The organism is Sporosarcina luteola (genome assembly GCF_023715585.1).
GTDB lineage: Bacteria > Bacillota > Bacilli > Bacillales_A > Planococcaceae > Sporosarcina > Sporosarcina luteola_D.
Genome location: NZ_JAMBOK010000001.1, coordinates 315,329 through 339,187 on the forward strand (window position 1 = coordinate 315,329; position 23,859 = coordinate 339,187).

A 23,859-nucleotide genomic window follows, 5' to 3' on the forward strand; every position below is an offset into this window, starting at 1 on the left:
CAAGAGAATGGGTAAACGTATTTTAATAGTGGATGATGCAGCTTTCATGCGCATGATGATTAAGGATATTTTGACAAAGAATAATTTTGAGGTGGTCGGTGAAGCTGCCGATGGTGCGCAAGCTGTTGAAAAGTATATGGAATTAAAACCGGATCTCGTAACGATGGATATTACGATGCCTGAAATGGACGGTATTGCTGCTCTGAAAGCTATTAAAGAAAAGGACCCATCAGCAACAATTATTATGTGCTCGGCAATGGGACAGCAAGCGATGGTCATCGATGCAATTCAAGCAGGGGCAAAGGACTTCATCGTGAAGCCGTTCCAAGCTGATCGTGTTGTTGAAGCGATCCAAAAAGCAATAGGTTGACCTATGAATTTATCAGTTTTACAAAAGTTTTCATCAATTTTCCTGTTGGCAGTCGTCCTACTCAGCACTTTGCCTTTAGTTGCGCATGCAGAAGACAATCCGGCCAAATCTGTAGCTGATTGGTACGGTAAGGATAAAGAAAAGGAAAAGGAAAAGGAAAAGGAAAAGGACAGTGGGGAAAAGAGTACAAATGTAATTGAGGAAGACGAGCCAGCTGCCGACCGAACGCAAGAAGGGGCGGCAGCTGTCGGCTTATCTTGGTGGGATTATGTAAAAACACTTTTGGCGCTGCTCTTTGTAGCCGGCCTTCTTCTCGCCCTATTAAAGTTCATCAATCGGAAAAACCGTATGTTTGGCCAGCATCGATTAATGAAAAACGTCGGAGGGCTCTCGTTAGGACAGCAGAAATCCATTCAATTGGTCGTCATCGGAGAATCTTATTATCTCATAGGCGTAGGAGACGAAGTTAGGCTTCTGAAAGAGATTACAGACCCGCAAGAGATTGCGGCACTGGAAAGTTATTTCGATGACGATGAACTTCCGTCATCGGCGGGCGTTGTGGATAAATTGCTGACGATGCTTCCGATTGGCAATGGGAAGTCATCTGAAGATCGCGAGCAACCCGCCGATTTTAAAAAAATGTTCGCTTCCAGACTTGATGAATTGAAAGCGGAGAGGAAAAAGCATTTAAAACGATTGGCAGAAAAGGAGAGCAGAAAAGATGAATGATTTCGTCCAGTTTTTTTCGGACAGCAACCCGACAAATGTATCGACATCCATCAAAATGCTTCTCCTTCTAACAGTCTTATCACTAGCGCCGGCAATCCTCATCCTGATGACATCATTTGCGAGGATTGTCATTGTTTTATCTTTTGTTAGGACTGCGCTGGCAACACAGCAAATGCCGCCAAACCAGGTTATTGTGGGGCTTGCACTGTTTTTGACCTTCTTTGTCATGGCGCCTACATTTCAACAGGTGAATGAAAGATCCCTTACACCTCTATTTGCTGAAGAAATTACACTCGAGGAAGCATATGAACAGGCCAGTTTGCCATTTAAAGAGTTTATGAGCAAACACACACGGCAGAAAGATTTAGAGCTATTTTTACGATACAACCAAGCGGAGCGACCGGAAACATTGGAAGACATTTCATTGACGATGTTAGTGCCGGCTTTCGCATTAAGTGAGATTAAGACCGCGTTCCAAATGGGCTTCATGATTTTCATCCCTTTTCTTGTCATTGACATGATTGTTGCAAGTATTCTCATGTCTATGGGGATGATGATGTTGCCGCCGGTTATGATTTCTTTGCCATTTAAGATTCTCTTATTCGTCCTAGTCGATGGATGGTATCTTATCGTAAAGTCTTTATTGCAGAGTTTTTAGCTAGTAAGTAACAAACGCAACCTGTCATCTCCCTTTAGGAAATCGGCAATTTAACAGTTTAGGAGTGATAAGTAATGACAGGCGAAGTAGTCATAGCGATAGCTGAACGGGCGGTTTGGGTCATTTTATTAACTTCGGGTCCGCTGTTGATTGTTGCGTTGGTTTCCGGTTTGGTCGTCAGTATTTTCCAGGCGACAACACAAATCCAGGAGCAGACGTTGGCTTTTGTGCCGAAGATCATCGCCGTCCTTGTCGCGCTCATTTTTTTCGGTCCTTGGATGTTGGCCAGGGTGACGGCGTTCACGATCGACATTTTCGACAATCTAGTTCGGTATATAGGGTGATGGAATGGAAGAACTGATTCCTTCTTTGGCTGCGTACTTGCTCATTTTGACAAGAATAACCGCTTTTATCGTAACTGTCCCTCTGTTTTCATACCGTGCGATCCCGACCACGCATAGGATCATCCTTGCCGCGTTATTGGCGTGGATGATGGTATATACAGTCGATGCCCCGGGAATTGAAATTGATGGCACATACATACTTCTAGTCCTAAAGGAAGCTATTACCGGCATTTTCATTGGCATCATTGCCTATATCGTCATGTCGGCAATCCAGATTGCCGGTGGCTTCATCGACTTTCAGATGGGTTTTGCGATTGCCAACGTCATCGACCCGCAAACAGGGGCACAGTCGCCGCTTCTGGGTCAATTTTTCAATGTCCTCGCTATTTTGCTGTTGCTGACATTGAATGGCCATCATATGCTTCTGGACGGAATTTTTTACAGTTACCGCTTCATACCAATTGATATGCTTTGGCCAGCATTTGGGGATGAGCGGCTCATCGAATTCGTAATCCGGACATTTGCCACGACGTTCGCAATTGCTTTCCAAATGTCCGTGCCGATTGTCGCAACTTTGTTTCTCGTCGACTTGGCATTAGGCATAACGGCGAGGACGGTTCCGCAACTGAATATTTTCGTTGTCGGATTTCCCATCAAGATCGGTGTCAGTTTCCTCGTCCTTGTGACGATGTTCACGGTTATGATTGCGATGATGAGAAAGTTGTTTGAAGTGATGATGTCGGCGATGAGGGACTTGATGATCATCTTAGGAGGTGGCTGACGAATGATTCGTTTGGACTTACAGTTCTTTGCAGGCGAAAAGACGGAAAAAGCCACTCCGAAGAAACGACTCGACTCCCGAAAGAAAGGACAGGTATTAAAGAGCCAGGATGTTACAACTGCAATTGTCCTTCTCTTCGTATTCCTGTTCCTTTTTTTCGCTGCCGGCTTCATGCGTGATCGATTTTTTGTGTTCTTTACGCATTCATTTACAGAATCCGTTGCAATCAAGGCATTGGATATCGACCAAACAATGATTCTTTACATAAACATGATTGTTCAAATGGCATATATCCTCCTGCCGATCATGGCCGTTGCTGTCATTGCGGGCATAGTAGGAAACCTGATGCAATTCGGATTGCTATTTACAGGAGAGCCTTTGAAGTTCGATTTGAAGAAGATAGATCCAATCAAAGGGTTGAAACGGATATTCTCCATACGTGCAATCGTTGAATTATTGAAATCTTTGTTGAAAATTTCTTTCATTGGTTCAGTGACGACTTTCATTCTCATGACAAACATTGAAAAAGTGTTAGGCCTTGCATTTAAGACGCCCCATGACACATTGGTGACAGTCGGACAATTGGTCGCTTTAATGGGAATCGTCGCCTCCTTCGTTCTGTTGTTCATATCGGTATTGGACTATTTTTATCAAAAGTTTGATTACGAGAAAAACTTACGGATGTCCAAACAGGATATTAAAGATGAATATAAAAATACGGAAGGCGATCCGATCATCAAGTCGCGCATCAAACAGCGCCAAAGGGAAATGGCGATGCGAAGGATGATGCAGGAGGTGCCGCAGGCGGATGTCGTCATCACGAATCCGACCCACTTTGCAATTGCACTGAAATACGACGATGAAAAAATGGACGCACCCGTCGTCATTGCAAAGGGAGCAGACTTCGTCGCACAAAAGATCAAGCTGATTGCGAAGGAGCATGATATTGTCATGGTGGAAAATCGTCCATTGGCAAGGGCTATGTACGATGAGGTAGAGATCGGGGATCGCATTCCTGATCAGTTCTTTAAGACAGTCGCGGAAATATTGGCATATGTTTATCGCATACAACGGAAAATATAACTTGCTGATGCAAGTTAAGACTCCGGACGCAATCATTGATATATATATTTAGAGAAAGAGGGGATGGCATGCAGTTCAGAGATATCGGAGTGTTGGCAGCGGTCATTATGATTGTTGCCATGCTCGTCATCCCATTACCGCCTTGGCTTTTAAGCTTTTTGATCATTATTAATATAACACTTGCATTAATGGTCCTTTTGACATCGATGAATATGCAGGAAGCCTTGCAATTTTCGATATTTCCTTCGTTGCTTTTATTGCTGACGCTTTTCCGTCTAGGTCTGAACGTTTCAACGACCCGTGCAATTCTTTCACAAGGGGATGCAGGCGGAGTTGTTGACACATTCGGTACATTTGTAACCGGTGGAAATATCGTCGTCGGTCTTGTCGTCTTTGTCATTTTGATCATCATCCAGTTCATCGTCATCACAAAGGGATCTGAGCGGGTTTCTGAAGTGGCCGCCCGCTTTACGCTCGATGCGATGCCGGGTAAGCAGATGAGTATCGATGCCGATTTGAACGCAGGAATGATTTCTGAGACAGAAGCAAGGATGCGCCGTGAGAAGGTGAGCAATGAAGCCGACTTCTATGGCGCGATGGATGGAGCAACGAAATTTGTTAAAGGAGATGCCATCGCAGGAATTATCATCGTCATCATCAACCTTCTCGTAGGGATGATCATCGGTGTTGCCCAGATGGAGTTGCCATTTGCCGAGGCTGCAACGAAATTCTCCAAATTGACCGTTGGGGATGGAATCGTTTCCCAAATACCTGCTTTGCTTATCTCGACTGCAACAGGGATTGTAGTAACACGTGCTGCATCCGAGGGAAATCTTGGTACGGATATAACGAGACAGCTGTTAGGCCAGCCCAAGCTTCTCTACGTTGCAGCTGCAACAGTTTTCCTTTTAGGACTGTTTACACCAATCAATGACATTCTTACGATTCCGATTGCAGCTCTTCTCGTGCTAGGTGCCGTCACGATGTCTCGTAAACCGGAAGAAGATCCTAACGAATTGCTTGAAATGGAAGAAGAGGTTGAAACGGAAGGGATGAAGAGTCCGGAGAATGTCGTCAACCTGTTGAATGTCGATCCAATCGAGTTCGAATTCGGCTACGGACTCATCCCTTTAGTCGATGCCCAGCAAGGCGGAGATCTACTGGACAGGGTCGTTATGATCAGAAGGCAGCTGGCACTTGAATTGGGGCTCGTCATTCCGGTCGTCAGGATCAGGGATAATATTCAGCTGCAACCGAATGAGTATCGCATCAAGATCAAGGGAAATGAAATGGCTAGAGGGGAACTCCTTCTTGACCATTATCTCGCGATGAGTCCGGGGGGCGATGATTCGATTGTTGGAATTGATACAATTGAGCCATCATTCGGCCTTCCTGCGAAATGGATTACGGAAGCCGTCAAAGAGGATGCTGAAATTATGGGGTATACGGTCGTCGATCCTCCAAGCGTCGTTTCGACACATCTCACTGAAGTGATCCGTGCGAATGCAGCCGACTTGATTGGGCGCCAGGAAACGAAACAGCTTGTCGATCACGTCCGCGAGACGTATCCAATCTTGGTCGATGAACTTACACCGACGCCTCTCTCCATAGGAGAAATCCAAAAAGTATTGGCGAAATTATTGAATGAAAATGTATCAATCCGTAACTTGCCGATCATTTTTGAAACGCTTGCCGATTATTCGAAGTACTCATCCGATGTCGATTTGCTGACGGAATATGTTCGGCAATCGCTAGCAAGACAAATTACCGGTCAATACTCAACTGGGGTTGATGCGCTGAAAGTTTTGACCGTATCAGGTAAAGTCGAGAAATTGATAGCGGATCATATCCAGCAGACTGAGCAAGGCAATTATTTGTCGATTGACCCATCCAATTCCCAAGAAATATTGGAATCGATCGCAAGAGAGGTCGAAAGGGTGGCGCTGATGGACCAATCACCTGTCATTCTCTGCTCGCCTGCAATAAGGATGTACTTAAGGGAGATTACGGAGCGGTACTTCCCGCAAATACCTGTGTTATCTTACAATGAGCTTGAAGCTTCAATTGAAGTCCAAAGTGTCGGGGTGGTGGATATCTGATGAAAATGAAGAAGTATACAGCTGAGTCGATGGTAGAGGCGATGAAGAAGGTGAGAGCCGATTTCGGAGATGAAGCTGTCATCCTCAGCTCAAATGTTGTCACATCTAAAGGGTTTCTCGGTTTTTTTCAAAAAAAGTCGGTTGAAGTCGTTGCCGGTTTCGATGAACCTTCCTTCACGCCGGCACCAACAACATTCATACCGAAACCGGCTGCCGAGTTTCTAGATCTCAAGCAGGACACGGAAATCAGGAAAGAGATGAATGAAATGAAAAGACTGCTTCAGGAAATGAAACAGTCCGCTTCTTTCGCAAACTTTCCGGATGAACTGAAACCGCTGCTCACTTTTTTAGAGAGGCAGGAGTTATCGGAAGAGCTGATCCTCCAAATTGGAAATGAAATCTTTACGATGATGAAAGAAGATAAAAAAGATTTCTCAAAAGAGGAGCAAGTGGAACTGGCAAAGGCGTTTTTATTGAAAGAATTCTCGGACTTGCCATTTGGAGGCATTTCAACTACTAAAAAATATATTAATGTCCTCGGACCGACTGGGGTTGGAAAGACGACAACGATTGCTAAAATTGCGGCTAGGGCCCTTTTGGAAGATAAGAAGAAGATTGGCTTCATAACAACTGACACCTATCGGATTGCTGCAATCGAACAACTGCGCACGTATGCGAATCTTTTGCAGGCCCCAGTTGAAATCGCCTATAACGGCAAGGATTTTGAAGAAGCCATCAAGAAAATGCAAGATCGTGACTTGATCTTCATCGATACAGCAGGCCGCAATTATAAGGAAATTAAATATGTAGACGACTTGAAGCGTCTGATCGATTTCTCGTTGGACATGGAATCATTCCTTGTTTTATCTGTGACATCTAAGGAAGAAGATATGAGGACAATCGTCGACAAGTTCACTTCCTTTCCGATTACGAAATTTATTTTCACAAAAGTGGATGAAACCGGCTCGATTGGCCCGATGTTCAATCTGATGAAACAATACGGCTTCGGCACTGCATATTACACGGACGGACAGGAAGTGCCGGAAGATCTAACTGAAGCAGAACTCGAGAGAATGCTCACATTGTTATTGGCAGGTGCTGAACATGCGTGACCAAGCGGAAGCACTTCGAATGAAGATGCTGAAAGCACAGGGCGGATTGGCCAAATCCATTGCGATTGTCAGTGGAAAAGGCGGGGTGGGCAAGTCGAACTTCTCGACGAATTTCGCCCATTCTTTACGGTTAAAGGGGAAGAAAGTCATCGTCGTCGATATGGACATCGGTATGGGCAACATCCATATTCTACTCGGTGTTGCTCCCCGTTATAGTTTAAGAGATTATTTGACCGGCCAACAGCAATTGGAAAATGTCATCAATGCAGATGAGGATGGTCTAACATTCATTTCAGGAGGATCGGGATTGGATTCTGTTCTGGATTGGTCCGAGGATATGTTTGAACGACTGCTGGGTGCTTTCGAACAGCTTCAGAAAGAGTATGACTTCATCCTCTTTGACATGGGGGCAGGTGCCACACAACGTTCCATCGAACTGATCATTGCAGTGGATGAAGTGATTGTCATCTCCACAACAGAGCCCACTTCAATCACAGATGCCTATTCGATGATGAAGTTTATCTGTCTACGGGACCCCGATAAGAAATTCAGTATCGTCAGTAATCGGGTGGCGAAACTCGATGACGGAAATGACGCGGTGACACGATTGCAATATGCGATGAGGAAATTTCTTGATAAAGACACATCAATTTTAGGGTTTTTACCGGAAGACTCCGCTGTCCAAAAAGCGGTGGTCGCACAAAAACCATTTATATTACTCTATCCCAATGCTCTTATTTCAAAGCGAATGGCAGCAATTGCCGGTGAATTTGTTACAGTGGATCAGGCTGAGGAAAAACAAGGATCCGGATTCCTTCAAAAGTTGAAGGGGATTTTCTTGAAAGGGCGTGAATGATTTGGGATTCGGCACTGTAAAAAAAGTGCTTGTCGTTGATGATTCCGCGTTTATGCGAAAATTGATAACAGACATGCTTTCAAAACATCCGTTGCTTGAAGTGGTAGGAATAGCGCGAAATGGAAAAGATGCCGTTGCTAAAGTTGCGGAACTTCAACCGGATGTCATTACAATGGATATTGAAATGCCGATCATGAATGGGCTAGAGGCATTGAGACAAATCATGGAACAACAACCCACCCCCGTTGTTATGCTGTCAAGCACGACTGAAATAGGGGCGGAAAACACGATGATCGCAATGGATTATGGTGCCGTGGATTTTGTCGCCAAGCCGGGTGGACCCATTTCACTTAATTTGCATGAAGTGGAACAGGAGATTGTGGGCAAAGTAGTTGCAGCAGCAAAAGTCAGAATTTCCAAACTCCTGAAACAACCATTGCCGCATGCTGACCAGTATGATAAGAAAGAATATCCTCCTTATGAAAAGGGAACTGGGTCATCTGTTTCAATAATCTCTCAAGCAAAATCATTGTACGCAAAAAAAAGCAACAAAGGGTTGGAGACTTTTGTTATAATAGGTACATCGACAGGGGGACCACGGGCACTACAGGAAGTACTTACACGATTGCCGTCTGATCTAAACGCCCCAATTCTAGTCGTTCAGCATATGCCGCCGGGATTTACAAAATCATTGGCCCAGCGATTGGACGGCTTAAGTGAAATTAGGGTGAAGGAAGCCGAGGATGGAGAGGCTCTTCAGAAAGGTGTTGCCTATATTGCACCTGGCGGAAAGCATTTAAAATTCGAAAGGTCCCCAGCTGGTTTTTGCATCCGGCTCGACACCACGGATCCACCCCGAATGGGGCATCGGCCGTCTGTAGACATACTGTTGGAGTCTGCTGCTTCCAAGCAGGACCTGCAATACGTTACGGCCATCATGACGGGGATGGGGCAAGACGGCACGGAAGGTATGAAACAACTGAAATCAGCTTGTTCAACGATAACAATTGCAGAATCCGAAAAGACATCTGTCGTCTATGGAATGCCGAAAGCGATTAAAGAAGCGGGTCTAGCTGATCGTATCGTTGATGTGCAAGACATTGCGGCAGTAATTACGGAAATCTTACATTCTTGAGGGGGCGTCATGATGGATACAAATCAATATCTTGAAATGTTTCTTGAAGAAAGTAAAGAACATCTTCAAGCTTGCAACGAACACTTATTGGAACTGGAAAAAAACCCGGAGGATTTAGCTATTGTCAATGAAGTATTCCGTTCAGCACATACATTGAAAGGTATGTCTGCAACGATGGGATACGAAGACATCGCTGATTTGACACATAAAATGGAAAATGTTCTGGATGCTATCCGAAACTCTAAAATCAGCGTTTCGACCGAAATTCTCGACATCGTTTTCAAGGCTGTCGATGACTTAGAAGAAATGGTGATGGATATTGAAGCGGGCGGCACAGGGAAAAAGGATGTACAAGAACTTGTAACTGCATTGAATCTTATAGAGACAGGCAATTCAGCCATTATTACCCCGGAAATGGAGACGGCTGCCTCCACTATGGCGATTGAGCCGATGAAACAAGATGCTCCGTTCTTCCATTACGATGATTATGAACTGACGGTGATTGGCCAATCGAAGGAACAAGGTTTCCATGCATATGAAATATCGGTCACACTTCGTGAAGACTGCTTGCTTAAGGCGGCAAGGGTGTTCATGGTTTTCGAGATCCTTGAAAAATCAGGAGAAATCGTTAAGACAAAACCTTCTGTTGAACATTTAGAAAATGAGGATTTCGATGAGGTATTTACCATAGTTCTTATCTCTAATGAAGAAGCAAGTTCACTAGAAGCAAAAGTGATGAAAGTTTCCGAAGTGGATCGGGTCGATATCAATCATGTTATGGGCGTAGCCTTGCCAATGGCACAGAAACCTGCCGAGATAGAGGCCGACTCCATGGCGACTTCCGCTAAGGAACCTGTGAAGGAAACTGTCGTCCCTCAAAAAGGACGCCGAGCTACGAATGCACATAATGCGAACAAGACAATCCGAGTCAATATTGACCGGTTGGATATTCTTATGAATCTTTTCGAAGAGCTGGTCATTGATAGGGGTCGTTTGCAATCGATCGCAGGTGAATTACATAATCCAGACTTGAATGAGACTGTCGAGCGCATGACACGGGTTTCCGGAGATCTCCAAAATATCATTTTGAATATGCGTATGATTCCAGTAGAGACAGTTTTCAACCGCTTCCCGAAAATGGTCCGTCAACTTGCGCGGGATCTGGATAAGAAGATAAATCTTGAAATTATCGGTGCCGAAACAGAACTGGATAGAACCGTTATCGATGAAATTGGGGATCCCCTCGTCCATTTGATTCGCAATGCATTAGATCACGGCATAGAGAGTCCTGCAGAACGACTTGCAAAAGGCAAGCCTGAGGAAGGTACTGTCACATTGAGAGCGTATCATTCCGGCAATCATGTATTTATTGAACTGGAAGATGACGGTGCAGGCATCAACAAGGATCGAGTTTTACAAAAAGCGCTTGAAAGAGGCGTCGTTACTGAAGAGATAGCAGCCACGCTTACGGATCGGCAAATTAGTGAACTTGTTTTGGCTTCCGGATTTTCCACTGCTGAAAAAATTACTGATGTATCGGGTCGGGGAGTCGGACTGGATGTCGTGAAGAGTACAATTGAATCACTTGGCGGCTACATTACAATTGATTCGAAGGAAGGGCAGGGTTCCCTATTCCAAGTTCAGCTGCCGTTAACGTTATCCATTATTTCAGTAATGCTTGTCAACTTGGAAAAAGATATTTATGCAATCCCGCTGTCCTCCATCATCGAAACTGCCATCATTCAAACTTCCGACATATTGAATGCGCATAACCAGAAAGTGATCGATTTCAGAGGAAGCATCGTACCGCTCGTCAACTTGAAAGGGATTTTCGAGATGGATGGGGCTCAGGAGAAGGAAGAGTACCAATCTGTTGTCATTGTCCGCAAAGGCGAAAGAATGGCTGGACTCGTCGTAGATTCGTTTATTGGGCAGCAGGAGATCGTATTGAAATCTCTTGGCAATTATCTGCAGAGCGTATTCGCTATTTCCGGCGCTACAATATTGGGGAACGGACAAGTTGCGCTTATCGTAGATTGCAATGCATTGATTAAGTAGGTTGGAGGGGAAAGCAATGGCTGACGTAAGTGAAAGTACCAGAGAAATGAAAGTGATCGTGTTCCAGTTGATGGATAAGGAATATGCCGTTGGAGTAGAGGTTGTCGAGTCGATTGAGAAACTCATTTCCATTACGAGAGTTCCGAAAACACCTTCCTATATAAAAGGCGTCATCAACTTAAGAGGAGTCGTCACCCCGATTGTCGATCTGCGGGAGCGTTTCGGCATGGAAGTGAAGCCTCTTGATGACACAAGCAGAATCATCATTGTTTCATTGGAGGAATTTGAAGTGGGTCTTATCGTTGATTCTGCGAACGATGTGATCGATATTCCGGTCACTTCGATTGAGCCTCAGCCCGAAGTTGTCGGGTCGATTGAATCGGAATTCATATCGGGAGTGGCCAAAGTAGACAAGCGACTCTTGGTCATGTTGAATCTTGAAAAAGTGCTGCTTCCTGTGAAAAGAGTGACCACGGATGAAATCTGAACACGAGATTACAGATATGCATCTCGACGTGCTGAAGGAGATAGGTAATATTGGTGCGGCTCATGCAGCAACTTCCCTTTCACAATTGCTCAGCAAGAAGATTGAAATGCATGTTCCCAAAGTTTCACTCGTGTCATTTGATGAAATGTTTGATTTGGCAGGCGGAGCCGAACGAATCGTGGCAGGCATCTATCTGAAAATTCAAGGGGATCTATCGGGCAGCATGTTCTTCGTCCTTCCGATCGATTCCGCAAATCAGTTCATCCGCAGATTGATTGGCAATGAGGAGTTCGACTTTTATAAGACGCCGATTCCGGAAATGGGCATATCGGCAATGCAGGAGCTTGGAAATATTTTATCAGGTTCCTACTTGTCCGCATTATCGGATTTCACAGGATTAAAAGTCCATCCGACAGTTCCATCCTTAAGTGTAGATATGGTTGGAGCCATTGTCAGCTTTGGACTTATTGAAGTTTCACATTATAGCGATGAGGTCATCGTTATCGATACCCGCATTGAAGAGCAAGGAACTAATGGGAATTCCAGCGTTGATGGGCATTTCTTTCTGCTTCCCGACCCCGAATCATATATAACGATTTTCCGTTCGTTGGGTGTGCTGTAAGATGGGCATAGTCAAAACGGTAGTAAGGGTCGGAATCGCAGACATGAATGTGGCACATGCACCGCATTCACTCCGGACGTCTGGTTTAGGATCTTGCGTCGGAGTCGTGCTTTATGACGAAACGAAGAAGATTGCAGGACTTCTTCATGTAATGCTTCCGGATTCAAGTCTGGGAAGGTCGGACCGGTTGAATGCGGCAAAGTTTGCAGACACAGGCATCTATTCATTAATGGAAATGTTAAAAGCGGAAGGTGTTCGCCCGCTATCTTTAAAGGCCAAGATTGCAGGGGGCTCCCAAATGTTTCAGTTCGGCTCAAGTGATACCATCCGCATCGGTCCCAGGAATGTAGAAGCTGTCAAACAGGAGCTTGCCCGACTTTCCATTCCGATCATAGCGGAAGACACAGGCGGTTCAAGCGGGCGGACAATCGAGTTCGACCCGATGACGTGCGCTTTGAGAATCAGGACAGTCAATTTGGGGACGAAAGAAATTTAAGTTTTCTCCAAGAGAATAGAAGCATCAAAGCGACTGAACGATTCAGTCGCTATTTTTTGTCGAAATTTGCTATAATGGAAATCATACAATTTCTTTATTTTTATCGGACCATTATAGAAAGTGAGGGATTCGATGTCCAAGGAGGATCTGACGGAAGAAGATGCATGTTGGAAACTATGGTTGAATGATCGGGATCCCGACGCTGGCGATATGCTTGTCAGAAAATATACGCCTCTCGTAAATTACCATGTACAGCGAATCAGCTCGGGTCTACCGCGCAATGTTTCGCGGGATGAAATCACGAGCCTAGGACTTCAAGGGTTGTTCGACGCCTTGACGAAATTCGATCCAGGCAGGGACTTGAAATTTGATACGTATGCTTCCTTTAGAATCCGTGGGTCGATCATCGACGGGTTGCGCAAGGAAGACTGGCTGCCGCGTTCTTCCCGTGAGAGATCAAAAAAGCTCGAAGAAGAGATCTCAAAACTGGAACAGAAACTTCAGCGCCATGCAACGCCTGAAGAGATAGCGGACCATCTTGGGATGTCAGTGGATGAAGTCTATCAGACTGTACAGGAACACTATTTTTCTAATGTTTTATCCATAGATGAGCGTATGAATGAGGATGAAGAGGAAGGACAGAAATCATTCATTATAAAGGACAATCATGAGCGTACTCCTGAACATCAGCTTGTCATGGGAGAACTTGTAGGGGATTTGGCATTGAAGATAAAAGAGCTCAATCATAATGAACAGCTGGTTTTGAATCTGTTTTATACGGATGAAATGACGTTGACGGAAATCGGGGAAATCCTAAATTTATCAACATCAAGAATTTCGCAAATCCACTCAAAAGCACTTTTCAAACTGCGGAAATTACTGTTGCCGGAAATTGTCGATGGGGGGATCTTATGAGCCTGAAAGGAATCGAACTCCAAATAGCCATCCCCAAAACGTTCGAGGCGGGAAAGATGGCAGAACAGAAACAGCAGCAATCACAGCTTAACCAAGATCAGGCACAGCTTCAGACTGAAAAAGAGACATTGAAGAACAGGGAAAGCGTCCGTCATTCCGAGAAATATGCCAAAGCGGATAAAGACGCAAAAAGGCAAAAACACGAACAGGATCTCAATGAAAAGGAACATCAGCATAATGAAGAGGAAAAGAAGACCACGCATCCTTATAAAGGTTCGTTTGTCGACTTTACGGGATAACTAGCATGCAAACGGTATTTTTATTATTTTTATTCATCTTGCAAGTGATCGGCTTTTATTTCATAGCGTTGCTTTACATGAAAGTTTCCAAATTCAACAACTTGGAAAAGAAGCAGCATAAACTGATGGCGGAAATGGACGATGCAATCGGTGCATATTTATCTGAATTGAAAGAGGAAAATGATCGACTCATCAACATCATCGAGAAACAGCAGGAAAACAGCAGCCTTCAGGAAACGGTACATGTAGATCTTCCAAAAGAAGGTCCCGCCGAGTCGTCTGAGATGAAGGCGTTTCACATTAAGGCGCCAGGCTATCCTATGAAAGCCGCGTTGAAATCCTATCGTGAAGCGCCTGCTTTAAATAAAAGCAGTTTGGCCGTACAGGAAATAGAAGAATCCAAATTGGATGATCGGACGCTTGCGATTCGACTGCATGAAAAAGGAAAGCCAATCGAGGAAATTGCAAAAAGGCTTGGCAAAGGGAAAACGGAAGTGGAGTTGCTTCTTAAATTCAGGTGAAGTGAGTTGCAATCGGTTTATCAGTATGGTATATTATCAAATGGTGTTACTACACACGTATGTGGATGATGGGAACAGGTGCCGAAAGGTCATTCCATCGCATGAGACATACGGAGGAAACTAACCAAATTGGAGGAAAAACAAATGTCAGTAATCTCAATGAAACAACTGCTTGAAGCAGGTGTACATTTCGGACACCAAACTCGTCGTTGGAACCCGAAAATGAAAAAGTATATTTTCGTGGAGCGTAACGGAATATACATCATCGATCTTCAAAAGACGGTGAAAAAACTTGAAGAAGCTTATGACTTCATGCGTCAAGTAGGTGCAGATGGCGGAAAAGTTCTTTTCGTTGGAACTAAGAAGCAAGCACAAGATGCAATCAAAGAAGAAGCTGAACGCGCAGGAATGTACTACATCAACCAACGTTGGCTTGGTGGTACACTTACAAACTTCGGTACGATCCAAAAACGTGTTGCACGTATGAAAAAGATCGAAACGATGGAAGAGGACGGTACATTTGATGTACTTCCTAAGAAAGAAGTATCTGAACTAAGAAAAGAACACGATCGTCTTGTGAAATTCCTTGGCGGTATCCGTGATATGAAATCATTGCCAGACGTCATCTTCGTTGTTGACCCTCGTAAAGAGCGCATCGCTGTGGCTGAAGCAATCAAATTGAACATTCCACTCGTCGGTATTGTTGATACGAACTGTGACCCGGACGAAATCGACTATGTCATTCCTGCGAATGACGATGCAATCCGTGCGGTTCGTCTACTTACTAGCAAAATGGCAGATGCATTAATCGAATCAAGACAAGGCGCTGATGAAGAAGTATCTGAAGAAGCGACTGAAACGGCAGCTGCAGAGTAATAGTAGTAATAGAACAGACGATAAGCGGCCAACCCCTTATCGTCTTTTTTAAAGGTGTCGTCTCAAATCACTCATACAGGAGGAACTAACAATGGCAATTACAGCACAAATGGTAAAAGAATTGCGCGAAAAAACAGGTGCAGGTATGATGGACTGCAAAAAAGCACTTACTGAAGTAAATGGTGATATGGACGCGGCGGTAGACTTCCTTCGTGAAAAAGGTCTATCAAGCGCAGCTAAAAAAGCTGACCGTATCGCTGCTGAAGGTACGACAGACATCATCGTTAACGGTAACGACGCTGTCATTTTCGAAGTGAACGCTGAAACGGACTTCGTCGCGAAAAACGAAGCGTTCCAAGCCCTTGTAAAAGAACTTGGCGAACACCTTCTAGCAACAAAACCAGCAACAGTCGAAGAAGCAACCGAATCAAAAATGGAAAACGGTCTTTCAGTCGCTGACCACATTTCCAATGCAGTTGCTAAAATCGGTGAGAAAATCACTCTTCGCCGTTTCGAATTGAAAACAAAGACAGACAACGATGCTTTCGGTCCTTATCTTCATATGGGCGGCCGCATTGCAGTACTTACTATTCTAGAAGGCACTACAGACTCCGATGCTGCTAAAGATGTTGCAATGCACATTGCAGCTATGAACCCGCAATACATTTCACGTGACGAGGTTTCAGAAGAAGAAGTTGAGCGCGAGCGTAAAGTCCTTACTGAACAAGCGTTGAATGAAGGCAAGCCGGAAAACATCGTTGCGAAAATGGTTGAAGGACGTCTTGGAAAATACTTCGAAGATATTTGTGTTCTTGACCAAGCATTCGTTAAAAACTCCGATCAAAAAGTGCGCGATTTTGTTAAATCGACTGGCGGAACGTTGAAAGAATTCGTTCGTTATGCTGTCGGTGAAGGAATTGAAAAACGCGAAGACAACTTTGCTGATGAAGTCATGAGCCAAGTAAAAGGCAACTGATCAGATAAAAGATCAATTAGGGGACACAACTTTGTGTTCCCTATTTTTCGAGAAAACACAGTAGACGGAGGGTACATATGGGCGTCCCAAAATATAAAAGAATTGTTTTGAAGCTTAGCGGCGAGGCACTTGCGGGTGAAAAAGGCTATGGTCTATCACCGGAAATCATCAAGACAGTCGCAGTACAAGTAAAAGAAGTTGTTGACCTTGGTGTGGAAGTTGCGGTCGTAGTTGGTGGAGGAAACATATGGCGAGGTAAAATCGGCAGTGAGATGGGTATGGACCGGACAACTGCAGATTATATGGGTATGCTTGCCACAGTCATGAACTCATTGGCTCTTCAAGACGCTCTTGAAAAGTTAGACGTTGAAACACGTGTGTCATCATCGATCGATATGAGGCAAGTAGCCGAACCGTATATCCGCAGGAAAGCGATCCGCCACCTTGAGAAAAAGCGTGTCGTCATTTTTGCTGCGGGAACAGGGAATCCTTACTTCTCAACGGACACGACAGCTGCACTGAGAGCGGCAGAAATCGAAGCGGACGTCATCCTGATGGCAAAAAACAACGTTGACGGCGTCTATTCAGCAGATCCATTAAAAGATGAGACTGCAGTGAAATATACGGAATTGACGTACTTGGAAGTAATCAGCCAAGGTCTGGAAGTCATGGATTCAACTGCTTCAACCCTATGTATGGACAACGATATCCCTCTCGTAGTATTCTCAATTATGGATAATGGAAACATTAAAAAGGCCGTGCTCGGTGAACCAATCGGTACGGTTGTGAGGAGGAATGGGTAAATGCCGAAAGCGGTAATGAATCAAACGAAGGAAAGAATGGACAAAGCGATCGGGTCTTTCTCGAGACAGCTTGCTTCAATACGGGCAGGACGTGCAAATGCTTCATTGCTAGATCGGATTTCAGTGCTTTATTACGGAGCTCCGACGCCATTGAACCAAATGGCAGGCATTTCGGTGCCAGAGGCGAGACTGATGGTCATTCAGCCATATGATAAGACGACTTTAGGTGATATTGAGAAGGCGATATTGAAATCGGATATCGGCATCACTCCTTCCAATGATGGATCGGTCATCCGTTTGGCAGTCCCTGCTTTAACGGAAGAGCGACGCAAGGAATTGGTGAAGGAAGTCAAAAAAGAAGCGGAAGACTCCAAGATTGCAATCCGAAACGTACGCCGGGATGCTAACGATGAGTTGAAAAAGCTTGAAAAAGATGGGGAGATCACAGAGGACGAACTGCGCCGTGAAGGTGAAGAAATCCAAAAGTTGACTGATTCCTACATCGTTAAAATTGATGAGCTTGCGAAAGATAAAGAAAATGAAATTATGGAAATCTGATCGAAGAACTTTCTATACACTGGGGCGTCCTACTTTCAGGACGTCTTTTTTTCTGACCGTATTTCATTCACTTTCCGGAATGATAAATAATTCACTACATAACAAGCATAATCTAAAAGAGCATAAACACTAATTTTCAACTGTTTTAAATGAAATTTATCGGCCGATTTGATACGATAGACTAGGTACTTGCTCAAATAGCAGGCGAGTGGAGGAAACGGAATGCTAGATAAACTGTTACGGAAAAAAACTGTAGAGAACCAATCATCAATTTCCGACAGGCTTGCGAAAGTCAAAAGTAGAACAATACCTTCACACGTCGCCATCATAATGGATGGAAACGGCAGATGGGCAAGACGACGCAGTTTACCACGGATTGCCGGCCATCATGAAGGCATGAAGACCGTTCGGAAAATCACCCGGATAGCAAATGAAATTGGTATTAACGTCTTGACATTGTACGCTTTTTCGACTGAAAACTGGAAGCGGCCTAAAATGGAGATCGACTTTTTGATGAAACTGCCCGGAGAGTTCCTGACAACATACTTGCCGGAACTGATTGAACAGAACGTGAAGGTTGAAATGATCGGGAATTTCGATGCCCTTCCACCACATACGAAAGAGGCAATTGTAAAAGCGATAGAGGCCACTTCCAGCAATGACGGACTTGTCCTGAATTTTGCTATGAACTACGGCAGCCGTCTTGAAATGGTGGAGGCAGTGAAAGAAATCGCCAAACTGGCTGTAGACAACCAACTAACAATAGATGAGATTGACGAATCATTGATCGGGTCGCATCTCATGACATCACACTTACCCGAACCTGATTTGCTCATCAGGACGAGTGGGGAAGTGCGATTGTCGAATTTCATGCTTTGGCAGCTAGCTTATTCGGAATTCTCCTTTACAGACGTGCTCTGGCCGGACTTCGATGAGTCATGCATGTTAAGCGCAATCGAAGAATTCCAAATGCGCAATCGAAGATTTGGAAGTGTGGAAGGGGATAAAGGAGAATGAAACAGAGAATTATTACAGCGATCGCCGCATTGGCCATATTTTTCCCGCTAGTCATCATCGGTGGGCTCCCATTTACAATCGCCATATATATTATTGCTTCTATCGGGTTATATGAATTGCTACGCATGAAAGATATTCGTGTTTTTTCTTTCGCAGGCATTACCGTCTGGATTGCACTGGCTATTTTATTATTGCCATCAAGATGGACTATTGAAGCTGAGCAGTGGATTGGCTATTCCAAAATTGAAATGTTATTTGCACTCATTCTTATTTTATTGATTTATACAGTAATCTCTAAAAACAGATTTACATTCGATCATGCGGCATTTACTGCATTCAGTGCACTATACGTCGGCATCGGATTTTATTATTTGATCGAAACCCGGTTTTATGGGTTTGAATATGTGTTTTACGCGCTCCTAGTAATTTGGACGACAGATTCAGGTGCATACTTTATTGGCAGGAAAATTGGCAAACGGAAATTATGGCCGGATATCTCTCCGAATAAAACAGTTGAAGGGTTTATCGGAGGCATCGCATTTGCCGTCTTATTCGCTAGCGTGTTCCAAATCTTTTATCCGTTAGCGCCTTCTTTCTTAATGTTGATCGTTGTAACAATCATCGCTTCAATTGTCGGACAGTTGGGGGATTTGGTCGAGTCAGCGTTGAAAAGGCATTTCAATGTGAAAGATTCCGGGAATCTCTTGCCGGGACATGGAGGAATTCTTGACCGTTTCGATAGTCTCCTTTTCGTGTTGCCGCTCATTCATTTTTTACATCTAGTCGGTTGATGGAAGGGAAGTTAATCATATTATGACAAAGCAAATAAGTCTGCTTGGTGCCACTGGTTCTATCGGTACACAGACTCTCGATATTATTCAATCAAACAAAGAGCAATTTAAACTCGTATCTTTTTCAGCTGGTATGAATATACCGAAAGTGAGAGAAATTACGGCGCAATTCCGTCCGGAGCTTGTATCCGTCATGCGGGAGGAAGATGCAGTAGCATTGCAATCCGAATTTCCGGAAACGCGTTTCGTGCATGGCAAGGAAGGGCTCGTTGCCGTGGCGGCGCAGACTGGCGCAGATATGCTTGTCAATGCGGTCATCGGGAGCGTTGGTCTGGAACCGACTATGGAAGCCATCCGCCAAGGCATCACGATTGCCATTTCGAACAAAGAGACACTCGTCGCCGCTGGTGATATTGTCATGGAAGAAGCCAGGAAGAGGAATGTCGCACTCTTGCCGGTTGACAGTGAGCATTCAGCACTTTTCCAATCGTTGAACGGCGAGAATCCGAAACGAGTTTCCCGGCTTATTCTGACAGCTTCCGGTGGAAGTTTCAGAGATCTCTCAAGGGATCAATTGCAAGGCGTTACAGTCGAGCAAGCGTTGGCTCATCCGAATTGGTCCATGGGCAACAAGTTGACGATCGATTCTGCTACCATGATGAACAAAGGTCTTGAAGTGATTGAAGCACATCATTTATTCGACATGCCATATGACAGGATCGAATGTTTGTTGCACAAGGAAAGCATTATCCATTCCATGGTTGAATTCGAAGATACGAGTATTATGGCTCAACTCGGCTCCCCTGACATGAGGGTGCCGATCCAGTATGCGATGACATATCCGGACCGGATTCCGATGCAAAACGCCAAGCCGCTCCGTCTCGAGGAAATTGGAACACTCCATTTTGAAAAAATGGACTTTAAACGGTTCAAAGCCCTCGCCCTCGCCTACGAAGCAGGCAAACAAGGGGGTACGATGCCGACAGTGATGAATGCTGCAAATGAAGTGGCGGTCCATCTGTTCATGCAAGGCAGAATACCTTTCCTCCAAATTGAGGAAATCGTGGAACGGATGATGGACAATCATCAATCAATTTCATCTCCGGACTTGGAAGCGATTTTAGAAACCGATTCAATCACCCGTAAAATGGTGTATGATATGGTGGAATGAGTAGTTCATAAATCGGCCGGTGTGGCCAGTTAAGGTGGTTTTTAATGGAAACCGTTATAGCTTTTATTATCATATTTGGTTCTCTTGTCTTTTTTCATGAATTAGGGCACTTCCTTTTTGCGAAAAGAGCCGGCATCATGGTACGTGAATTTGCAATTGGTTTTGGTCCGAAAATCCTTGCCATCCGGAAAAAGGAGACTCTTTATACGATCCGTATTCTTCCGCTTGGCGGGTATGTAAGAATGGCTGGAGAGGATTTCGACACGATCGAATTACAACCCGGATACCGTGTCGGTGTCATCCTGAATAGTGATGATAAAATTGAAAAGATCTATTTGAATCGTGATGTCTCTAATCCGAATGTGTTGTTTTTGGAAACGGAATCTGCCGATTTAAGTAAAGAACTTTTCATCGAAGGATATGACGAAGATGGAAATCTTGTGAAGTATGGGATTTCTCGGGACGCTGTCATCTATGAGAAAGGGCAGGAGACACTCATTGCGCCTTATGACCGCCAATTCGATTCGAAGTCGTTGGGAAGCAGGGCGATGGCTATTTTTGCCGGTCCTCTATTCAACTTCATCCTCGCGTTTTTTATCTTCTTGGCAATTGGTCTGCTTAATGGAATTCCGACAAACGAGCCTATTATTAAAGAAGTTATCACTGATAGTCCTGCTTATGCTGCAGGAATGGAAGCTGGAGACTTCGTTAAGGAAGTGGACGGAAAACCGATTGGAAGTTGGCAGGAATTCACTGCAACGATACAGGAAAATCCCGGAAACAAACTTCGATTGAAGGTAGAAAGAGCTGGAGAAATGGTGACATTGGCAGTCGTTCCAGAGAAAGTGGTCAAAGATAGAGATGAATTCGGTCAAATCGGTGTCATGTATGAAAGTCCAGTTGAAAAGAATGCGCTAAAAGCATTCGCCTTCGGGGCGGAGCAGACATATGGCTGGATGAAGAAGATTTTTGAACTTCTCGGTATGCTCGTCACTGGCAAATTCACAATTGACGCACTAAGCGGACCTGTCGGTATTTACAAAGCGACAGAAGAGGTCGCTCAATGGGGGATGTACTCCCTGATGAACTGGGCAGCCGTGTTAAGCATAAACCTCGGAATCATGAATCTATTGCCACTACCTGCACTGGACGGCGGAAGATTGCTCTTCTTCCTATTTGAAGGTGTCCGCGGGAAACCAATCGACAAACAGAAAGAGGGCATGGTCCATTTTGTCGGCATCATGTTACTGATGGTTCTTATGCTTGTCGTCACCTGGAATGACATACAAAGATTCTTTTTTTAATACAATAGCCCACTACAGAAATTCGAGGTGAAATCTTCATGAAACAATCACGGACATTCATCCCGACTATGCGTGAAATACCGACGGATGCTGATGTGATTTCCCATCAGCTACTGCTCCGCGCCGGATATATTCGTCAACATATGAGTGGTGTGTATTCCTTTCTTCCGCTCGCGAAAAAAGTGATTCGGAAGATTGAGAACATCATACGGGAAGAGATGGAAGCAATTGATGCCGTTGAACTATACATGCCGACATTGCAGCCGTCCGAGCTTTGGGAAGAGTCAGGGCGGTGGTCTTCGTACGGCGCTGAATTGTTCAGGCTAAAGGATAGACATGATCGTCAATTGGCTTTAGGCCCAACTCATGAAGAAGTGGTTACATCACTCATTCGGGATGAAGTGAAATCCTATAAGAAACTGCCGCTCACTGTCTTTCAGATTCAGACGAAGTTCAGGGATGAAAAACGACCGCGCTTCGGTCTGCTTCGCGGCAGGGAATTTATCATGAAGGATGCTTATTCATTCCATTCAACAAAAGAAAGTCTAGAAGAGAAGTACAATGAAATGATGCAGGCATACTCGAAAATCTTCTTAAGATTAGGTTTGGATTTCCGTGCTGTCATTGCTGATGGCGGAACAATCGGCGGGGATGGAACTCACGAGTTCATGGCATTGTCCGATATCGGGGAAGATACGATCGCTTACAGCGACGAATCCTCATACGCTGCAAATATCGAAATGGCAGAAGTCCATACCGAATATGTGGAATCCAAAGAAACATTGAAAGAGCTCGTTAAAGTAGAAACACCAGGTAAGAGGACGATTGCGGAAGTGGCGGAATATTTAAATGTAGATCCTTCTAAAGTGATAAAAACGCTCCTCTTCAAAGTGGATGAAACGCTAATTGTCATTCTGTCACGCGGTGATTATGACATTAACGAAATCAAGTTGAAAAATGCTTTACAGGCAAAGGATATCAACCTCGCAACAGAGAGTGAGATCGAAGAAATGCTTTCTTGCAAAGCTGGTTCCATCGGCCCTGTCAAATTACCTCTCGATTTGAAAGTGTATGCGGATTTTGCAGTCGAAAAGGTCGTTAATGGTGTTTGTGGAGCAAATGAAGATGGATACCACTTGATGAATGTTAATCCAGAGCGTGATTTTGCAATCGAGCGCTATTTGGATCTGCGATACATCAGAGAAGGGGATCCTTCGCCGGATGGAAACGGAACAATCCGATTTGCCAAAGGAATTGAACTGGGCCATATCTTTAAATTGGGCACCGCTTATAGCGATCCGATGAAAGCGACGTACCTCGATGAAAACGGCAAGGCCCAACCTTATCTCATGGGGTGCTATGGCATTGGCGTTTCAAGGATTTTGGCGGCCGTCGCTGAGCAGCATAATGATGCGAATGGGCTAAAATGGCCGAAGCATATTTCCCCGTATGATATTCACCTAGTAACGATCAACATGAACGATGAAGCACAAGTAAAACTGTCGGAGGAGCTTTATCATCTGCTTACATCATACCGATACGACATTTTACATGATGACCGTGACGTGCGGCCGGGTGTAAAATTCACAGATGCAGACCTTATCGGATTACCGGTGCGTCTGACAATCGGCAAGAAAGCGCAGGATGGGATCATTGAAGTAAAATTCAGGGGAACAGGTGAAACTGTCGAGTGGCAAAAAGAAGAAGTTACTGAAAAGCTGCAAGCCTTTTTTAGTTAAAAATAAATGGAAGGGAGGGGAGGCCGGATTCCGGTACTTCCCTTCTTTTCACTGTACGA

General features: G+C 44.5%; 26 protein-coding genes. All 26 read left to right on the plus strand.

Going from position 1 to position 23,859, the window contains the following annotated elements; all coding sequences use genetic code 11:
- The first annotated feature begins 7 nt into the window (after positions 1–7).
- Positions 8–370 carry a response regulator gene (locus M3193_RS01695; RefSeq protein WP_251623996.1) on the plus strand — a complete coding sequence of 121 codons (363 nt, stop codon included), beginning with the start codon at positions 8–10 and terminating at the stop codon, positions 368–370.
- 3 nt (positions 371–373) lie between these two features.
- The gene (locus M3193_RS01700; protein ID WP_251623998.1) at positions 374–1,099 is read left to right on the plus strand and encodes a flagellar biosynthetic protein FliO; all 726 of its coding nucleotides are present in this window, start codon (positions 374–376) and stop codon (positions 1,097–1,099) included.
- Complete coding sequence (gene fliP, locus M3193_RS01705) at positions 1,092–1,757, plus strand: flagellar type III secretion system pore protein FliP (RefSeq protein WP_251623999.1); 666 nt, start codon at positions 1,092–1,094, stop codon at positions 1,755–1,757. The genes M3193_RS01700 and fliP overlap by 8 nt, the downstream gene beginning before the upstream one ends.
- 74 nt (positions 1,758–1,831) lie before the next feature.
- Positions 1,832–2,101 (plus strand): flagellar biosynthesis protein FliQ, encoded by a 270-nt coding sequence (gene fliQ / locus M3193_RS01710; RefSeq protein WP_251624000.1) that lies wholly within the window; start codon positions 1,832–1,834, stop codon positions 2,099–2,101.
- A 4-nt stretch (positions 2,102–2,105) separates the two neighbouring features.
- Positions 2,106–2,882: a flagellar biosynthetic protein FliR gene (gene fliR, locus M3193_RS01715; RefSeq protein ID WP_251624001.1), complete on the plus strand. Its 777-nt coding sequence runs from the start codon at positions 2,106–2,108 to the stop codon at positions 2,880–2,882.
- A 3-nt stretch (positions 2,883–2,885) separates the two neighbouring features.
- Entirely contained in the window at positions 2,886–3,965 is a 1,080-nt protein-coding gene (flhB, locus tag M3193_RS01720; protein ID WP_251624002.1) for a flagellar biosynthesis protein FlhB, read from the plus strand.
- A gap of 68 nt (positions 3,966–4,033) precedes the next feature.
- A complete protein-coding gene (flhA, locus tag M3193_RS01725; RefSeq protein WP_251624003.1) occupies positions 4,034–6,064 on the plus strand; it encodes a flagellar biosynthesis protein FlhA in 2,031 nt (676 codons plus the stop codon).
- Entirely contained in the window at positions 6,064–7,176 is a 1,113-nt protein-coding gene (locus tag M3193_RS01730; RefSeq protein WP_251624005.1) for a flagellar biosynthesis protein FlhF, read from the plus strand. Before flhA ends, M3193_RS01730 begins: the two co-directional genes overlap by 1 nt.
- Positions 7,169–8,032, plus strand: coding sequence for a MinD/ParA family protein (locus M3193_RS01735; protein ID WP_251624007.1), 864 nt, complete (start codon positions 7,169–7,171; stop codon positions 8,030–8,032). The genes M3193_RS01730 and M3193_RS01735 overlap by 8 nt, the downstream gene beginning before the upstream one ends.
- A gap of 1 nt (position 8,033) precedes the next feature.
- Positions 8,034–9,167 (plus strand): protein-glutamate methylesterase/protein-glutamine glutaminase, encoded by a 1,134-nt coding sequence (locus M3193_RS01740; protein WP_285851785.1) that lies wholly within the window; start codon positions 8,034–8,036, stop codon positions 9,165–9,167.
- A 12-nt stretch (positions 9,168–9,179) separates the two neighbouring features.
- Positions 9,180–11,225 carry a chemotaxis protein CheA gene (locus tag M3193_RS01745; protein WP_251624009.1) on the plus strand — a complete coding sequence of 682 codons (2,046 nt, stop codon included), beginning with the start codon at positions 9,180–9,182 and terminating at the stop codon, positions 11,223–11,225.
- Positions 11,226–11,241: 16 nt separating this feature from the next.
- Positions 11,242–11,712 (plus strand): chemotaxis protein CheW, encoded by a 471-nt coding sequence (locus tag M3193_RS01750; RefSeq protein WP_251624011.1) that lies wholly within the window; start codon positions 11,242–11,244, stop codon positions 11,710–11,712.
- Positions 11,702–12,334 (plus strand): chemotaxis protein CheC, encoded by a 633-nt coding sequence (locus tag M3193_RS01755; RefSeq protein ID WP_251624013.1) that lies wholly within the window; start codon positions 11,702–11,704, stop codon positions 12,332–12,334. The genes M3193_RS01750 and M3193_RS01755 overlap by 11 nt, the downstream gene beginning before the upstream one ends.
- A 1-nt stretch (position 12,335) precedes the next feature.
- A complete protein-coding gene (locus M3193_RS01760; RefSeq protein ID WP_251624015.1) occupies positions 12,336–12,830 on the plus strand; it encodes a chemotaxis protein CheD in 495 nt (164 codons plus the stop codon).
- Positions 12,831–12,962: 132 nt separating this feature from the next.
- Entirely contained in the window at positions 12,963–13,745 is a 783-nt protein-coding gene (locus M3193_RS01765) for a FliA/WhiG family RNA polymerase sigma factor (RefSeq protein WP_251624017.1), read from the plus strand.
- Positions 13,742–14,044, plus strand: coding sequence for an RNA polymerase subunit sigma (locus M3193_RS01770; protein WP_251624019.1), 303 nt, complete (start codon positions 13,742–13,744; stop codon positions 14,042–14,044). The genes M3193_RS01765 and M3193_RS01770 overlap by 4 nt, the downstream gene beginning before the upstream one ends.
- Before the next feature lie 5 nt (positions 14,045–14,049).
- A complete protein-coding gene (locus tag M3193_RS01775) occupies positions 14,050–14,565 on the plus strand; it encodes a hypothetical protein (RefSeq protein WP_251624022.1) in 516 nt (171 codons plus the stop codon).
- A gap of 144 nt (positions 14,566–14,709) precedes the next feature.
- Positions 14,710–15,441: a 30S ribosomal protein S2 gene (rpsB, locus tag M3193_RS01780; protein ID WP_251624024.1), complete on the plus strand. Its 732-nt coding sequence runs from the start codon at positions 14,710–14,712 to the stop codon at positions 15,439–15,441.
- A 91-nt stretch (positions 15,442–15,532) separates the two neighbouring features.
- The gene (gene tsf, locus M3193_RS01785; protein WP_251624026.1) at positions 15,533–16,417 is read left to right on the plus strand and encodes a translation elongation factor Ts; all 885 of its coding nucleotides are present in this window, start codon (positions 15,533–15,535) and stop codon (positions 16,415–16,417) included.
- A 77-nt stretch (positions 16,418–16,494) separates the two neighbouring features.
- A complete protein-coding gene (gene pyrH / locus M3193_RS01790; RefSeq protein ID WP_251624027.1) occupies positions 16,495–17,220 on the plus strand; it encodes a UMP kinase in 726 nt (241 codons plus the stop codon).
- Positions 17,221–17,778 (plus strand): ribosome recycling factor, encoded by a 558-nt coding sequence (gene frr, locus M3193_RS01795; protein ID WP_251624028.1) that lies wholly within the window; start codon positions 17,221–17,223, stop codon positions 17,776–17,778.
- A gap of 222 nt (positions 17,779–18,000) precedes the next feature.
- Complete coding sequence (locus M3193_RS01800; RefSeq protein ID WP_251624029.1) at positions 18,001–18,795, plus strand: isoprenyl transferase; 795 nt, start codon at positions 18,001–18,003, stop codon at positions 18,793–18,795.
- A complete protein-coding gene (locus M3193_RS01805; protein WP_251624030.1) occupies positions 18,792–19,586 on the plus strand; it encodes a phosphatidate cytidylyltransferase in 795 nt (264 codons plus the stop codon). Before M3193_RS01800 ends, M3193_RS01805 begins: the two co-directional genes overlap by 4 nt.
- A 22-nt stretch (positions 19,587–19,608) precedes the next feature.
- Positions 19,609–20,757 carry a 1-deoxy-D-xylulose-5-phosphate reductoisomerase gene (locus tag M3193_RS01810; protein WP_251624032.1) on the plus strand — a complete coding sequence of 383 codons (1,149 nt, stop codon included), beginning with the start codon at positions 19,609–19,611 and terminating at the stop codon, positions 20,755–20,757.
- Positions 20,758–20,801: 44 nt separating this feature from the next.
- Positions 20,802–22,061, plus strand: coding sequence for an RIP metalloprotease RseP (gene rseP / locus M3193_RS01815; RefSeq protein ID WP_251624033.1), 1,260 nt, complete (start codon positions 20,802–20,804; stop codon positions 22,059–22,061).
- Between the two features lie 38 nt (positions 22,062–22,099).
- A complete protein-coding gene (locus tag M3193_RS01820) occupies positions 22,100–23,800 on the plus strand; it encodes a proline--tRNA ligase (RefSeq protein WP_251624035.1) in 1,701 nt (566 codons plus the stop codon).
- The last annotated feature ends 59 nt before the right edge of the window (positions 23,801–23,859 follow it).